Source organism: Streptococcus sanguinis (assembly GCF_050223295.1).
Classification (GTDB): Bacteria; Bacillota; Bacilli; order Lactobacillales; family Streptococcaceae; genus Streptococcus; species Streptococcus sanguinis_X.
This window is the reverse complement of the sequence record NZ_CP071424.1, coordinates 1,107,981-1,122,821: the sequence shown is the minus strand read 5'-3', so window position 1 is coordinate 1,122,821 and position 14,841 is coordinate 1,107,981. Positions and strand designations below refer to the sequence as shown.

Genomic DNA, 14,841 nt, shown 5'->3' with positions numbered 1-14,841 from the left:
TATATTAAGTTTGCTCTTTACTCTTTCTGCTCAGGAAATACAAGGTCAAAAAGATTCCCTCATAAAGCAAAGCAAAAAGAATAAAGGCGTGCATGAAAAATTCTTCTGGTAGAACCCAAATGACTGGATCCTTGGCCGGGTCAAACATCCAGGTATTGTCTCCGGCAAAAAGAACTTGATGAAAGAGTGTAAAAAAACTGTTAAAGCCAATCAAAAAGGCCAGTACACCTAAGGCAAGCGGCAAAAGAGTAATCACAAGAAAAGCCCGTCTGTAGAGACCTAAAAATCCCTTTTTAACCACTTTTTTGATAAAGAAAATCAAAGCCGGCAAAGTTATTAGAAAAATAGCTTGCGCCAAGTGAAAAAGATACTTGACCGCCTGAAAATGATGCAGCCCTGCTGCTGACGAACGAAAATCTGGCATCGCCAGTTTCTGATTAAAAGGATTGGTCAGGTAATTCATCAAAATATTAAAATTATACTGAATGGTCTCTGCTTTCAAATAAACCTTATCCGGCAAGTTGAAATAAGAAATCTCCATCGGGTATAAGAGCCAAGCCAGATAAATGGTCAGCAGGATAGCTACTGCCAGCAAGCACAAAACGCTGGCTGAAAATCTCAACTTATCACGCATCGAAGTCCCACTCCGCTAGACTGGACAAGACATGCGTCGGTTGGATAGGCAGATTGGGCACCTCTTCTGGCAGGGTAAAGCCTGTCGTAACTAAGAGCGTCGGAATGCCATTATCAATTCCCGCTCGAATATCTGTCAGATAGTTATCACCCACCATGACCACTTCTTCACGCGCCAGTCCTAGATGCTCTATAGCTTTTTCCATGATGATGGCATTTGGCTTGCCGATAAAGGTCGGCTCAACCCGAGTGGCTGCTTCCAAGAGGGCATTGATAGCACCTGCTCCTGGCTGCAGACCTCGCTCAGTCGGAATGTTGAGATCTGGATTGGTCCCGATAAAATGAGCACCTTTTTGAATGGCTAGAGTCGCTATTGTCAACTTCTCATAGTCCACTTCCCAGTCCAGCCCCACTACCACATAGTCAGGATTTTCTGTATCCTCTATGTATCCAGCTTCTTCAATGGCATGTTTAAGACCAACATCACCGATAACATAGACTTTCTTGCCCAGATTTTTCTCCTGCATATAGTCAATGGTAGCTAAAGTAGCTGTGTAAATTGTCTCAATCGGTGTTTCAATATTGAAATTCTCAGCCAGCATGATCTGCACTGCTTCTGGCGTGCGCGTGGTATTATTGGTCACGAAAAGGTAGGGAATCTTGCGCTTCTGCAGCTCATGTACAAAAGCTTCACCAGCCGGAATCCGACTCTTTCCCTTATAAATCGTCCCGTCTAAATCAATCAAATATCCTTTATAAGTCATTTCTGCTCTTCCTAATTCTCTTGTTTAAACTCTTGCCAGGTTACTAAAGCCTGGGCATTGACTTCGCCGTCACTGGAAATCCGATGATTGCTTTGCAGACCTTCTAGGTCATAGCTAGAAGCAATCATGCCGCCTGGTCGAACTTCCTTGACATACTTTAGATGGACCTTCTTAGGAATATGCTTCGTAAGGAAGTCTGCACCCATAACCTCGAAAATCCAGTCTAGATACTTGCTGTTGTTGACATGTCCGTTCATATCCAAGTCGTAAAAGCGCACATGGTAGTCCTTGCTGACAGGATTTTCCAAGTCTGGATACTTAGGACCTCGCAGTAATTTCTTGGAAAAGTCTGATTGATATGGCGCTACAATCTCCGGATCAACGGCACGAACCTTGCGGCTATCTCGATCCATAAGAACAAAGGTTGCCATCATCTGTATAATGGCTTCACCCGCTTCATCAAAAATCGTAAAGCGACGGTAGCAAAAGAGCCGATTATAAGTTAAGGCTTCTGTTTCGATAGTAATCTCCTCTGCAAATCGTGGCAGACGTGTCACATCAATATCATAGTCCGTGATAATCCAGACTAGGTTATACCGCTCCAGCATATCCTTGTCACTGACGCCAAGATCGATTGACTGCATCCCCGATACCTGCAAGGACAGCAAGATGACATCCGGCAGCTTGATATGGCCATTCATATCTGCCATATCAAAAGGAATTTTCATTTTCATTTGATAAGTTAAGCCCATGATTTACTCCAATATAAATTTCTCAGCAACCGTATCGCCCAAAAAGAGGCCTTGCTTGGTCATACGCACGATGTCTCTGTCTGTTACTAGCAAGCCCTGCTCAGTCAGCTCAGACACAACAACTCCGTACTGGTCTTCAAAGGAAAGACCGAATTTTTCCTCAAAGCGCTTTTTAGAAACACCTGACTTCTTACGCAAGCCTAAAAACATCTCTTCTTCCATCTTTTCATTCAATGTCAGCGCTTCTTCCTGCACACGGGCATTGCCCGCTTCCACCGCCTGCAGATAATGACGAATCGGCCCGTGGTTTTTATAGCGAACACCATCGACATAGCCAGACGCTCCCGCTCCAATACCATAATATTCCGCATTGTCCCAGTACATGAGATTATGGCGGCTCTCAAAGCCTGGCTTGGAAAAGTTTGAAATCTCATAATGCTCAAAGCCGGCCTTTTCCAGCTCAGCTATAATGTATTCAAACATCTCCGCTTCCAAGTCTTCCTTGGGCAGGGGCAACTTCCCCCGCCGCATCCGATTCATAAAGACCGTATGATTTTCCAAAATCAAGCTGTACAAACTCATGTGAGGAATGTCCAGAGCAATAGCCTTGGCTACATTGATTTTCACATCTTCCATAGTCTGCTTGGGCAGGGCATAAATCAAGTCAATTGAAATATTATCAAAACCCACTTTTTTGAGATTAGTAATATTATCATAGATGTCCTGTTCCAAGTGACTGCGGCCAATCTGCTTAAGCATGCGGTCATTGAAAGTCTGTACGCCTAGCGAAACCCGATTGACAGGCGAGTCTTTAAGTACAGCAATCTTCTCCTGGTCCAAATCCCCGGGATTGGCTTCAATGGTCAACTCTTCTAGACAAGACAAGTCCAGCTTGTCTGTCAGCTTTTCCAGCAAAAAAGCCAACTGACGCGCCGATAGAGCGGTCGGAGTTCCGCCACCGATATAGAGGGTACGGAGCTTTTTGATATCGTAAGAATGATACTCCTCAATCAAATGCTCCAGATAACTATCTACCGGCTGATTTTTGATAAAAACCTTGGAAAAGTCGCAGTAATAACAAATCTGAGTACAAAAAGGAATGTGCACATAAGCAGAAGTCGGTTTGGTTTGCATAGTACTTATTATACCACAGTTTTAAAGAGAGGACTTATTTGATTATCAAACAAAGAAAAAAAGAGTGATCCTGTAAAGACAAAAATTGTCCTCGCAAGTCACACCCTTTCCTATAATCTAAAAAATTAAAGATTTAAATCACTTCTTCCCCAACTCCTGCGTCCTCTTGTAAGCAGCTTGAACGGCATCCATGACCGTTCCTCGAAAGGAATTTTCTTCCAGACTGGCTACCCCGGCGATAGTCGATCCGGCCGGACTGCAGACCTGATCTTTGAGTTGAGCCGGATGTTGCCCGCTGACCCGGCTTAACTTGGCAGCGCCTAAGAGAGTTTGATTGGCCAGTTCAAGTGATATATCGCGACTGAGTCCTGCCCGCACCCCAGCGTCCGCTAAGGCCTCTATAAAGAGATAGACGAAAGCTGGTCCACAGCCAGCAAGAGCTGTCGCTGCATCCAACTGTTTTTCCTCTAGTTTAACTAAAAGGCCAGCTGAAGACAGAAGCTCACGCAACAAGTCTTCATCCACTTGATTCGCCTGCTGGGATAAGGCATAGGTAATAACCCCCTCGCCAACAGCTACTGGTGTATTAGGCATGATCCGAATCCAACGATGGTGGCTAGGTGTCAATTTTTCTAATATTTCCAAGCTCAGACCAGCAGCCATCGAAACCAGCAAAAGAGACTCCCGTTTTTCTAGAACCTCCTGATAATCAGCCAGCAAGTCAGCAAATTGAGCTGGTTTGATTCCCAGAAAAATAATTTCTGCCTGAGCAAAAACTTCTGCATTACTAACCGGTTGTCCACCAACTTCCGCAGCAATCTTTTCAGCCTTGTCACGACTGCGATTGGCCAGGAGTAATTCGCTTCTAAATCTTTCATCTTGGGAAACTAGGCGAGCGAGACTGCCACCCATATTTCCCAGACCGATAAATCCAATTTTCATCTTTATTTCCTCACTTGACCAGTCCCTTGGATGACGTATTTATAGCTGGTCAACTCTTTCAGCCCCATAGGACCTCTGGCATGCAGTTTCTGAGTAGAAATCCCCATTTCGCAGCCGAGGCCAAATTGACCGCCATCTGTAAAGCGGGTTGAGGCATTGACATAAACTGCCGCACTATCCACCTGCTCTGTGAAGTAAGCTGCCGCTGAATCGTTCTCCGTCACAATGGCATCCGAATGATGGGTGCTGTGAGCTTCAATATGCTCCACCGCTTCTTCCAGCGAAGAAACCAGCTTGACCGCTAAGATGTAGTCCAAAAATTCGATATCAAAATCTTCCGGACTAGCTTGCGAGCCCGAGATATACTGAGCTGCTTTCTCATCCAAACGCAATTCAACAGGGTTTTCTTGCTCAGCATCTCGATCTGTCACCAGCATCTTCTGCACACGTGGCAAAAATTCTGCTGCAATCTCTTCATGAACCAGCAGTACCTCCATGGCATTGCAGACAGAAGGGCGACTGGTCTTGGCATTCTCAATAATCGCCAAAGCCTTGTCTTGATCAGCATCCTTGTCTACATAGATATGGACAATTCCAGTACCTGTCTCAATAACCGACACAGTCGCATTTTCCACGACCGCCTGAATCAGTCCCGCACCACCACGAGGAATGAGCAAATCCAGATATCCCTTGGCCTTCATCATAGCCTGGGCGGAAGCCCGACTGGTATCAGAAACCAACTGGATACAATCCGGCGAAATCTTCGTCTGAGCCAAGCCTTCTTTCAAAGCTGTAACAATAGCTAGCGCTGTCTGATAAGCATCCTTGCCGCTTCTGAGGACGACTGCACTGCCACTCTTTAGGGCAAGAGCTGCAGCGTCAGAGGTGACGTTAGGCCGGCTCTCGTAAATAATACCAATCACACCCATAGCCACCCGCTTTTTACTGATGACAAGACCGTTCTCAAGCTCGGTTTTTCCCAAGACTTGCCCTACAGGATCCTCCAAGTCAATCAGCTGGCGAATGCCCTCAGCCATGGCAGCAATGCGATCCTCGTCCAGATAGAGGCGGTCCAGCATCACATCTGAAATCTTACCTTTAGCCGTGGTCATATCCAATTCATTGGCTGCTAAAATATCCGCACGAGAAAGCCAGAGCTGACTTGCCATTTCTTCCAAAGCATGGTTTTTCTCAGCCGTTGTGGCCGTATTGATCGTCTTCTTGACTTTCTGAACCTTTTCAAAAATCGCTTGTGTTGAGGTCATCGCTTCTCCCTTCCTTGTCTTCTAAAATTCAGCAAATAAATCATTTAACTCCGGTGTCAAAGAGATCCAGTCATCCCGATGAATGATAACACCCTTAGGTTTAGTGGACTTGAGCATATCTTTAAGAGCTGACTTGCCAAAACGCACGCGCCCTTTACCGAGAATAGTTCCGTTTCCTTCTTCATAAACCGTCACCGTATCTTGATAGGCAAAGCTACCAGATACAGATACAAGACCAGAAACCAACAAACTTTTTCCCTTATTTCTGAGAGCGTCGGCTGCCCCTTGGTCTACATAGATTTCCCCTTGACTTTTAGCGTAAAAAGCCAGCCATTGCTTCTGCGTTTTTAGCCCCTTTTCCTGGGCTAAAAAGAGACTGCCATCCTTGGTTTCCTCCGCAGCTTCCAGCAGAGCATCAGTCTTGAGCGAGGAACAGATATAGACCGGAACTCCAGACATGGTCGCCAGCATTGCAGCTTTTATCTTTGTCAGCATACCGCCAGTACCATTGCTCGTTCCTGCACCGCCTGCCATATCAATCAGCTCGGAGCTGATCTTCTCAATCTTTTCAAGCCGCTGGGCATCAGGATTGCTAGAGGGATTAGCCGTGTAGAGTCCATCGACATCTGTCAAGAGCACCAAGAGGTCCGCCTGAACCATGGCTGCCACCTGAGCACTCAGTGTATCATTATCCCCAACCTTGAGCTCCTCGATGGCCACCGAGTCATTTTCATTGATGATAGGAATAGCGCCGCGATTCAGCAAGACAGACAAGGCCTGATGGGCATTTTTGTAACGCCGCTTATCTGCAAAATCATCCTGTGTCAAAAGAATCTGAGCAGAAATGATTTGTTTCAAAAGAAGATTGGTTGTATATTCCTCCAAAAGCAAACCCTGTCCAACCGCAGCTGAAGCTTGTTTATCTGCTACCTTGGTCGGTCGCTTTTTAAAGCCTAGAGAAGAAAAACCTGCCGCAATAGCTCCTGATGAGACCAAGATTAACTCATGTCCCGCCTCATGCAAGAGAGCCAACTGCCGAGTGATTTCCTTTACCTTGGCGCGTGACAGACTGCCATCTGCGTTAGTCAATGACGAAGTCCCCACCTTAAATACGATTCGCTTTGCTTTCATTTCCTTTTCCTTCACTGCTAGATTGTCTTATTATACCACGATTTACAGAAAATAAAAATGACCGCGATTAAAGCGGTCAAAGGAAAATTTGTATTTTAATGATGAATGGACTTGCGCTATCCTTGTCGCAATTTTTCCAAGGTTTCTTGGAAAACAGCTGGCACTTCAGCTGTAAATTCCAGCACTTCACCAGTTCGAGGATGGGTGAAGCCCAGCGTTCGCGCGTGCAGAAATTGGCCATGCCCTTTCAACGTCTTACGCGGTCCATAGACTTCATCTCCAGCCACAGGGTGTCCGATGTAGGCCATGTGAACGCGGATTTGATGAGTCCGTCCCGTTTCTAGCTGAAGCTCAACCAAGCTATAGTCACCAAAACGTTCCAAGACTTGGAAACGCGTCAGAGCTGGCTTGCCTTTTGCCGTTACGGCCTGCTTCTTGCGGTCTTTTTCACTGCGGCCAATCGGTGCCTCAATCACTCCACGGTCGTTAGGTAAATTCCCATGAACAATAGCCCAATACTTGCGTAGGGATTTCTTATCCTTAAGTTCATCAGCTAGAGCTACATGGGCTTGGTCATTTTTTGCAATCATGAGAAGCCCTGAGGTGTCCTTATCAATCCGATGGACAATCCCCGGACGGAGGACTCCGTTGATGCCAGACAGGTCTTTGATGTGATACATAAGAGCGTTGACTAGCGTACCGCTGGTATGGCCCGCAGAAGGATGAACCACCATTCCCTGAGGTTTATTGACAACTGCCACGTCCTCATCTTGATAGATGATTTCTAACGGAATATCCTCAGGAACATACTCCACTACTTCCGGCTCAGGCAGCTCATAGGAGATGACATCGCCTTCTTTGACAGCATATTTGGCTTTTTTGACTTGTCCATTGACCAAAATCCGGCCATCCTTGATCTGCTCATTAGCCAAACTCCGCGATAAGTCTGTCAGCTCGGCAACCGCCTTGTCCAATCGCTGACCAGCTACTGAAGACTCAATTCTTACTTCCATCTTTTTCTTCCTTCAAAATCATCAGCAGTAAAACAGCTACACCAAAGGTCAGATACATATCCGCCACATTGAAAATAGCAAAATTAATAAAATCTAACTGAAACATGTCCACGACAAAACCTTGACGTATCCGGTCAATAAAGTTCCCCAAACCGCCAGCAATCACCAAGGTTAGCCCGGCCAGCATCCACTTCGAGGCATTGAGGTGCTTGATAAGGTAGTAAACAGCTCCTCCGATAACCAGAAATGTCACCAAAGTAAAAAGCCATTGCTGGTTTTCCAGCATGGAGAAGGCTGCACCGGTATTCTGAAGATAGGTCAAACTCACCAGATGCGGAATGAAACTCTTGACCTGCCCCAGCTTAAAATCGCTGACAATATATAACTTAACCAGCTGGTCCACAACAATAAGAACCAAGACTGCAAAAGGAATAATAATTTTTCTTTTCATACTTTATTTTTTCTGTGCAAAATACTCTTTCATAACCGATACGAAGTCTTCTCCGACCTGAGTCAACTCCACATCTTCACGCTTGACATAGACCATATGGTTGTCCAAATTGTCACGAAGCTTGATGACAGTAATACCATTTACACTATTGCTGTCCAAAAAGCCAGATCCGGTCGCATAAGCATCGGTTCGCTCCAAAATCCCATTCAAAGTTGCACGGTCCGTCACATTAAACATCTGTGAGCTGGCACTGGTATCGACAAAATTCTCTGAATAATAGAGATACTCGTCCTTTTCCTGAGTAAAGCGAACGGTCGGCAAAGCAGCCAAATCTTCCATGACCAACTCCTTCTTCTGAGTCAGAGGATGATCCTCCCGCAGGTAAATGTGGGTCTGAAAAGGAATCAACTCAATTACTTCCAAACCTAGCTTTTCCACCCGCTGCATAATGCCCTTGGTATTTTGATTATTGAGGTAGATAATGCCGATTTCACTATGGCCTTGCGCTACTTCATCCAGAATCTGCACGGTTGTTGACTCAAAAATTCGGAAGTTCTTATACTCAGGATAGGTCTGAGAAAATTGGGTAATCAAAGGCGGCAGAAAGTCATAGTGCTGACTGGCAATTGAGAACTCATCCCGCTCTTCCTCGGGATTGGCATATTGGTTTTGGAAGACATCAAAGCCCTTAACCAAGTCTTGAGCTTTCTCGTAAAACTCCATTCCTCGGCGAGTCAGAAAAGTCCCGCTGCTGGTCCGACGAAAAATCTTGAAGCCCAGCTCTTTTTCCAAATCACGGACAGAGATAGACAGACTAGGCTGGCTGACATACATTTTTTCCGCAGCTTCTCGAAAGGTCCCACTGTTAGCAATGGCGACCACATAACGCAATTGTTGAATATTCATAACATTTTCCTTCTTTACATATCGTCTCATTATACCATAAACCAAGGCAGAACAAAAGATTCAGGCAGAAAACATTCGTCTTTGTTTTTCTATTTTATTGTTAGAAATAGATGCGTCTAATAACTCTAATTTTATATTAGTATGAAAAATAACCATAACATTATGGTAATAAAAATGTGCTATATTATTTAAGAGTAATTTACGAATCTCACCAACTCTCATACCCCTCAAGCGGCAAGAGGCAAAACTCTTCCGCCCTCACTTTAGAAAGGAATTATCATGAAAAAAAGAACGCACTTCAAACTCCGAAAAGTTAAAAAGCAATGGATTACAGTTGCAGTCACTTCTGCTACTTTAGGAGCTGGTTTACTGACTTTTTGGCAAGCAGAGGCAGAGGAGATGACTTCACCTAGCTCTCCACAGCAAGCTCAAGTTAGACAAAATATCAGTCCGCAGATTTCTGAAAACACTGATAATCTTCTGGATACCCCAGAAAATCATCTAGCTGAGCCAGAACATCAGGATGAAACTATATCCCAAGCCCCGTTCGAAACTGACAAGAATAGCCACCAAGAGGAGTCCAATCCTTCTCAAGGAAAACAGGAAAATCTAGCGGAAAGGAAGGACACTGAGAAAGAACAGGCAAAGAAAGGAGAAACGACTGCAGAAAAGGAAGCAAACAACCAGTCAGATACTGAAATCACTCAGCCAAAAACTGAGCAAGCAAGACAAAACAAGGAGGTCGAAAAGAAAGAACAAAACGATCCTGCCATTGACCCTCCTAAAAATCAGTTTGTAACAGATAAACAGGGCCACACGTTTTACTACGACGAAAAAGGAGAAAATCCGCAGGGCTTATTTGAAGTAGACGGAAAAAAATACTACCAAGATCGTTATAGCGGTATTTACAAAAACCAGCTAGCTCTAACTGGTTACGAAGGAGCTACTTACTATTTCGGCCAAGATGGCCATCCTATTACCAATCAATGGTGGGAAGAAGAATTTTACCCTAGAAATCGATACTATTTCGGTCCAGACGGAAAAGCCTTGAAACATTGGCAAACTTTCGATGGACACAAGGTCTACTTTGATGACTACGGTGTCTTAGTCAGAGGATCATATCGCATAGATGGCAAAAAATACGCCTTCGAAAAAGATACAGGCTATCTTATTACCAACAGATTTTTCCAATATGCACCTTCAAATGATTGGTACTACCTCAATGAACTCGGCCAATTCGTCAACGGATACCAAACCATTGACGGAAAAAAATATTACTTCAATGATAATGGATTACAGCTCAAAGGACTCGGTTTTGATTCAAAGCAGAAATTGCTCTACACAGATCCTAATACTGGTGAAATTAACACAAATCCACTCCAAACCAACCGTTTTTATACTAATCAAAGCGGTCAGTGGTTCTATATCACTACTAACGGCGAATTGGCAAAGGGCTTGCAGATTATAAACGGGAAGAAGTACTATTTTAGCGCTTCCGGATTTCAGGCGAAAGATCAGTTGGTTGAAATCGACGGAAAAAAATATTACTTTGCGCCTGATACTGGAGAGATGGTCGAAGACCGCTTTGCTGGTATCAAATCCCGCAACAACTACGGCAGTTATATAGCTTGGTATTATTTCGGTCCAGACGGTGCTGCACTAACCGGTGAGCAGAATATCAACGGTAAGCAATTAGAATTCTACCGTAATGGAGAACAAATAAAAGGCAAACTCATCGACGACGGCGACAGTTTCCGCTATTATGATACCTACACTGGAGAGGTGGTCAAAAATGAATTTCGTTATGTCGGAATAGGCAACAACTACACTTATTCCCCTTATTTCTACGGCTGGTACTATTTTGATGAGAACGGCCGAGCTGTCATAGGATGGAAAGAAGTGGATGGAAAGCTTTTGTATTTCGCAAAAGGACCTAATCCAGATCTGAAGTACGATTATTATCATCAAAAAGGCGGACAAATCAAAGGCGAACTTTGGAAAATTGATGGCAAACTCTATTATTTCGATGAGTGGACTGGAGAGAAAGCGACCAATCGCATCGTCTACTATCGCGAATCCGACTATATCATTGATGGAGATGGCATCGCTACTAAATCAGACAAGGATTTTGACGAAGAAATGCCACCCAATGCTAAAAATCAATTTTATTTGAGTCCAAAAGGCTACTACTATTACTTGGAAGACGACGGCAAACCAGTCACAGGCTGGCAGATCATTAATGGCAGAAAAATTTACTTTAATGAAAGAGGGCGCCAAATTAAAAATGAACTAAAATTTATTGACGGCCACTACTACTATCTGGACGACAAAGAGGGCGAAGCCCAAGCCAATCTTTTGGTCTCCTATGTAAAAGGTAATGGAGAAAAAATTCAAGTCTATCTCAAGGAGGACGGAAGCTTAGCTAGTGGCTGGCTGACAACCAACGATAATACCTATTACTTTGATAGTAATAGTAGCCCTTATCCCGCTTTAGTGACTGGTCAATTAAAGGAAATCGATGGAAAAAGCTACTGCTTCGGAAACTCCGGTGCCCTGCTTAAGAATCAAACTTTCAATCTGAAAGGCAAAAAATACAAAGCCGATGAAAAGGGAGTTGTAACTCTGATTGAGCCATAAAAAAGATGAGAAGCGAGGCTGAGCTCAAAAGATCTCAGCCTCTTCACTATGATCAAAAAACCGTGGCGCAATCTAGTCTGCAAAACGCACACTCTGCCATGTACTCCATTTCACCCAAGATAAATCCATCTAAAATGAGCCAATTCATCTTCACTTCTCTGTCAGATAGACAACCTCTGTCATCTCTTTGAAGCCTAGCTTTTTATAGAGTTTCAAAGCTCGCGTATTCTGCTTTTCTACGACAATCTGAAACTCCTGTCCATTGAGCTCATTCAAATCCTGCATACTTGCAAGCAAGAGATAGCTTCCTAACCCCTGCCCCTGAAAATCTTGATCAACCGCCAAGCCAAAGAAATAATTGGTCCCAAAATCCGTATCAACCGACACAGAAGCCACAACCCGACCATCTTTCTTCAAGATATAAAGCAGACTGGATGTGCTGCTGACGGCTTCTCTGGCATATTTCAAAGCAACATCTAGCGGTGTCTCAAAGACTTGGGACTGAAAGGCTGCAATCTCTTCTGCCAAGTCCAAACTTCCCTGCATGACCTCTATCCCTTCTCTTTCTTCCAGAGGAAAAGTTTGAGCAGGCTGTGCCAGCCAGATTTCCGCTTCATCTGCTTGGTAATCAAATCTTCTAGCAAAATCAGGTTGAGCGTTCAAAAAGACCAGCTCCACTATATATTCAATCTTGGTCAAATCATACTGATCCGCTACTTTTGCAAAAGCAGCCAGAAGCTGATTAGCCACACCCTGACGGCGATACGATGGCAGAACATAGAGAGAAACCTCAGCTTGGCCAGGTTCATCCGAGTAGACTGATAAAAAACCGATGGTTCGGTCATCCATCTCAGCCAAGAAGAAGGCTGGCATTTCAGGATCTGCATTATAATTATTATCCAGATAGGGCAGTCTATAGCCTCCGTCCACCTTATTACACTCTTGAACTAATTCAAATAATTCCTGCTTTTCTTTTTCAGGCAATGCACTATAAATTCTTACTTTCAACTCTTTCACTTCCTTGCAGTATTTCTTTCTATTTTACCACGAATAGCCCTACCAAGCCATTCAAAAAGGGACTGGAAAAATCCAGCCCCAATGTCGCTAAGTTAATCATTTTTTATTTTTCAACGTGGTCAGCAAGTTCTTCCTGGGCTTTTTTATTTGCCGCAGTAGCTTCTTCTTTCCATTTTTTCTTAGCCGCTTCGTATTCTTTAGTCGTTACTACATCCTTCTGAAGCTGGGTCAGCTTGAAGTTGTAAGCTGAACCTTTGACACCAACTGGTGAGTAGGCCTTTGTAAATGGCACTGATTTAGTAACAGACGGTGTTGCTCCTTGTGAAACAGTCGGGATAATCAAGCCGCTATCTAGCAACCAAGCTTCCGCTTCTGCATACTTTTCGTAACGCAGCTGCACATCGTTGGTTTCAGCATTGGCTTCTTCCAGCATCTTAGTATATGTATCCAAGCCCAGCTCTTTAATCTTATCATTATCCTGACCTGGCTCAAAACCAAAGTTTTGCAAGCTTCCGCCGTTCTTGATATTGAGAGTATCAAGGTAGGTAGATGGGTCTTGGTAGTCACCAGTCCAGCCACCAGTAGACATATCATAGTCTTTCTGAGCAGCAGAGTTAGCAAAATAGGTGATATTATTAAAATCGTCTGTGCTCATCTTTTGCAGGTCAATGACGACATTTTCTGCTCCAAGAGCCGATTCGATAGACTGCTTGGTTGAGCTAGCCCATTGAACGCCAATCGTGCTAGACTGATCCACAGGCATATCTAAGTGAATTGGGAATTCAACTCCCTTAGCCTGCAAGGCTTGCTTCGCTTCTGCAAATTTCGCCTTGGCTTTTTCAGGATTGTAGTAAGGATCTTGAGCGTCAGAGAGGTCAATTCCTTGCCATTGGCTGCCATAGTTGACTAATTTTTCTCCAACAACAGTTCCAAAATCCTTGTCGCCAATTTGGACAAAGCTAGGTGGTACCAAGGTATTTCTCAAGACCTTAGTCGCTCCGTCCTCACCATTTCCTTGCGCACCATAAGATGTACGGTCAAAGGCAAAGTTAATAGCCTGACGGAAGTCCTTGTTCATGATTGCTTCGTTAGTCGCAGATTTTTGAGCGTCTGTTGTTTTAGAAGTATGATTGTAAGACTGACGGTTGTAGTTGAAATTATAGTAATAAGAAGTAGAATCTTGCGGGCTGTACACGATATTGTCAGCATATTTCTTCTTGACTGAAGCAAAGCCAGAGCTATTCGGATAGAGACGAGCAGTACTGTAGACGCCATCGCTAAAGTTACGAATCAGCGCTTCCTGATCATTTCCATCGTAATAAGTCAGCTTGATGCTATCCAGAGTCACATTGTCTTTGTCATAGTAGTTTTGGTTCTTGACAAATTCCATCACAGACTTGGAAGTCAGAGACTTGAGCAAGTAAGGACCATTATAGAGGATGCTAGATGGCTTGACAGAGCCAAAATTGCTTCCTTCTGCTTTCAGAAACTCTTCATTGACTGGGAAAAGAATCGTACTGGTCGTTTTAGAGTTCCAGTAAGGCTCCGGACGGGCCAAAGTGTATTGCAGGGTATGGTCATCAATAGCTTTGACACCAACATTGTCAAAATTCTTATCTTCACCCTTGATATAAGCATCCAAGCCCTTCACAGAGTCCTGAACTAGATAAATAGCTTCAGAATTTTCATCCGCTGCATACTTCAAGCCAGTCACAAAGTCCTGAGCTTTTACTTCTGCATATTCTTCACCATCGGATGTGTACCATTTAGCATCATCACGCAGCTTATAAGTATAGGTCAGACCGTCCTTAGAAACTGTCCATGACTTCGCGATAGAGGGAACCAGATTTCCGTACTCGTCATTTTCAAAAAGTCCATCGACCAGGTTGGAAATGACATCATTTGTCGTTGTACGGTTTGTAGCAAGATAGTTCAAGCTGTCAGGGTCTGAACTATAAACGTAAGTATAATTATTTGTGCTAGATGAAGACTGGCTACAAGCCGTTAGCAATAGCCCGGCACTCAGTGCAACTCCAGTCGCAATCAGCCACTTTGATGCTTTCATGGATAGAACCTCCTTTGATGTTACATTTTATAACATGAACTATTATACCAAAAAGCGTATAAAAAGTAAATAGTAAACCGATGACAGTTGAGTAAAATATTCAAGCCTACGTATTTTTAGAAAACTCGCAA

General features: G+C 43.9%; 13 protein-coding genes. 1 reads left to right on the top strand and 12 read right to left on the bottom strand.

The genetic code is table 11. The features are described 5' to 3' along the window. Window positions 1-4: 4 nt before the first annotated feature. The 10 genes from J1C77_RS05455 to J1C77_RS05410 all read right to left on the bottom strand — a co-directional run bounded on the left by J1C77_RS05455 (window position 5) and on the right by J1C77_RS05410 (window position 8,991). On the bottom strand, window positions 5-634 hold the full coding sequence (locus J1C77_RS05455) for a TIGR01906 family membrane protein (protein ID WP_002921397.1): 630 nt from the start codon (window positions 632-634) through the stop codon (window positions 5-7). Beyond that, window positions 627-1,397 (bottom strand): TIGR01457 family HAD-type hydrolase, encoded by a 771-nt coding sequence (locus J1C77_RS05450; protein ID WP_002921399.1) that lies wholly within the window; start codon window positions 1,395-1,397, stop codon window positions 627-629. Before J1C77_RS05450 ends, J1C77_RS05455 begins: the two co-directional genes overlap by 8 nt. Window positions 1,398-1,408: 11 nt before the next feature. Further along, on the bottom strand, window positions 1,409-2,149 hold the full coding sequence (locus J1C77_RS05445) for an acyl-[acyl-carrier-protein] thioesterase (protein ID WP_002921401.1): 741 nt from the start codon (window positions 2,147-2,149) through the stop codon (window positions 1,409-1,411). A 3-nt stretch (window positions 2,150-2,152) separates the two neighbouring features. Continuing rightward, window positions 2,153-3,283, bottom strand: a complete 1,131-nt coding sequence (hemW, locus tag J1C77_RS05440) for a radical SAM family heme chaperone HemW (RefSeq protein WP_427195154.1) — start codon at window positions 3,281-3,283, stop codon at window positions 2,153-2,155. 138 nt (window positions 3,284-3,421) lie between these two features. Beyond that, window positions 3,422-4,225: a pyrroline-5-carboxylate reductase gene (proC, locus tag J1C77_RS05435; protein ID WP_002921404.1), complete on the bottom strand. Its 804-nt coding sequence runs from the start codon at window positions 4,223-4,225 to the stop codon at window positions 3,422-3,424. A gap of 2 nt (window positions 4,226-4,227) precedes the next feature. After that, on the bottom strand, window positions 4,228-5,490 hold the full coding sequence (locus J1C77_RS05430) for a glutamate-5-semialdehyde dehydrogenase (RefSeq protein ID WP_002921405.1): 1,263 nt from the start codon (window positions 5,488-5,490) through the stop codon (window positions 4,228-4,230). Between the two features lie 21 nt (window positions 5,491-5,511). After that, the gene (proB, locus tag J1C77_RS05425) at window positions 5,512-6,621 is read right to left on the bottom strand and encodes a glutamate 5-kinase (protein WP_042762897.1); all 1,110 of its coding nucleotides are present in this window, start codon (window positions 6,619-6,621) and stop codon (window positions 5,512-5,514) included. A gap of 116 nt (window positions 6,622-6,737) precedes the next feature. Continuing rightward, a complete protein-coding gene (locus tag J1C77_RS05420; RefSeq protein ID WP_002921408.1) occupies window positions 6,738-7,634 on the bottom strand; it encodes an RluA family pseudouridine synthase in 897 nt (298 codons plus the stop codon). Continuing rightward, the gene (gene lspA, locus J1C77_RS05415) at window positions 7,618-8,085 is read right to left on the bottom strand and encodes a signal peptidase II (protein ID WP_002921410.1); all 468 of its coding nucleotides are present in this window, start codon (window positions 8,083-8,085) and stop codon (window positions 7,618-7,620) included. The genes J1C77_RS05420 and lspA overlap by 17 nt, the downstream gene beginning before the upstream one ends. A gap of 3 nt (window positions 8,086-8,088) precedes the next feature. Then, complete coding sequence (locus J1C77_RS05410; RefSeq protein WP_032908183.1) at window positions 8,089-8,991, bottom strand: LysR family transcriptional regulator; 903 nt, start codon at window positions 8,989-8,991, stop codon at window positions 8,089-8,091. Window positions 8,992-9,270: 279 nt separating this feature from the next. Here J1C77_RS05410 and J1C77_RS05405 point away from each other — a divergent pair, with 279 nt between their 5' ends. Further along, a complete protein-coding gene (locus J1C77_RS05405) occupies window positions 9,271-11,628 on the top strand; it encodes a KxYKxGKxW signal peptide domain-containing protein (RefSeq protein ID WP_049547394.1) in 2,358 nt (785 codons plus the stop codon). A 150-nt stretch (window positions 11,629-11,778) separates the two neighbouring features. Here the strand turns inward: J1C77_RS05405 and J1C77_RS05400 are convergent, their stop codons facing one another. Together J1C77_RS05400 and J1C77_RS05395 are read right to left on the bottom strand one after the other, a co-directional pair. Beyond that, window positions 11,779-12,636: a GNAT family N-acetyltransferase gene (locus J1C77_RS05400; RefSeq protein ID WP_042762899.1), complete on the bottom strand. Its 858-nt coding sequence runs from the start codon at window positions 12,634-12,636 to the stop codon at window positions 11,779-11,781. 112 nt (window positions 12,637-12,748) lie between these two features. Continuing rightward, window positions 12,749-14,710 carry a peptide ABC transporter substrate-binding protein gene (locus J1C77_RS05395; RefSeq protein ID WP_002921419.1) on the bottom strand — a complete coding sequence of 654 codons (1,962 nt, stop codon included), beginning with the start codon at window positions 14,708-14,710 and terminating at the stop codon, window positions 12,749-12,751. Between the last annotated feature and the right edge of the window lie 131 nt (window positions 14,711-14,841).

Bases quoted from the DNA above. Each gene is read 5' to 3' on its own strand.
- J1C77_RS05455 (WP_002921397.1), bottom strand. From the start codon at position 634: ATGCGTGATAAGTTGAGATTTTCAGCCAGCGTTTTGTGCTTGCTGGCA.
- J1C77_RS05450 (WP_002921399.1), bottom strand. From the start codon at position 1,397: ATGACTTATAAAGGATATTTGATTGATTTAGACGGGACGATTTATAAG.
- J1C77_RS05445 (WP_002921401.1), bottom strand. From the start codon at position 2,149: ATGGGCTTAACTTATCAAATGAAAATGAAAATTCCTTTTGATATGGCA.
- hemW (WP_427195154.1), bottom strand. From the start codon at position 3,283: ATGCAAACCAAACCGACTTCTGCTTATGTGCACATTCCTTTTTGTACT.
- proC (WP_002921404.1), bottom strand. From the start codon at position 4,225: ATGAAAATTGGATTTATCGGTCTGGGAAATATGGGTGGCAGTCTCGCT.
- J1C77_RS05430 (WP_002921405.1), bottom strand. From the start codon at position 5,490: ATGACCTCAACACAAGCGATTTTTGAAAAGGTTCAGAAAGTCAAGAAG.
- proB (WP_042762897.1), bottom strand. From the start codon at position 6,621: ATGAAAGCAAAGCGAATCGTATTTAAGGTGGGGACTTCGTCATTGACT.
- J1C77_RS05420 (WP_002921408.1), bottom strand. From the start codon at position 7,634: ATGGAAGTAAGAATTGAGTCTTCAGTAGCTGGTCAGCGATTGGACAAG.
- lspA (WP_002921410.1), bottom strand. From the start codon at position 8,085: ATGAAAAGAAAAATTATTATTCCTTTTGCAGTCTTGGTTCTTATTGTT.
- J1C77_RS05410 (WP_032908183.1), bottom strand. From the start codon at position 8,991: ATGAATATTCAACAATTGCGTTATGTGGTCGCCATTGCTAACAGTGGG.
- J1C77_RS05405 (WP_049547394.1), top strand. From the start codon at position 9,271: ATGAAAAAAAGAACGCACTTCAAACTCCGAAAAGTTAAAAAGCAATGG.
- J1C77_RS05395 (WP_002921419.1), bottom strand. From the start codon at position 14,710: ATGAAAGCATCAAAGTGGCTGATTGCGACTGGAGTTGCACTGAGTGCC.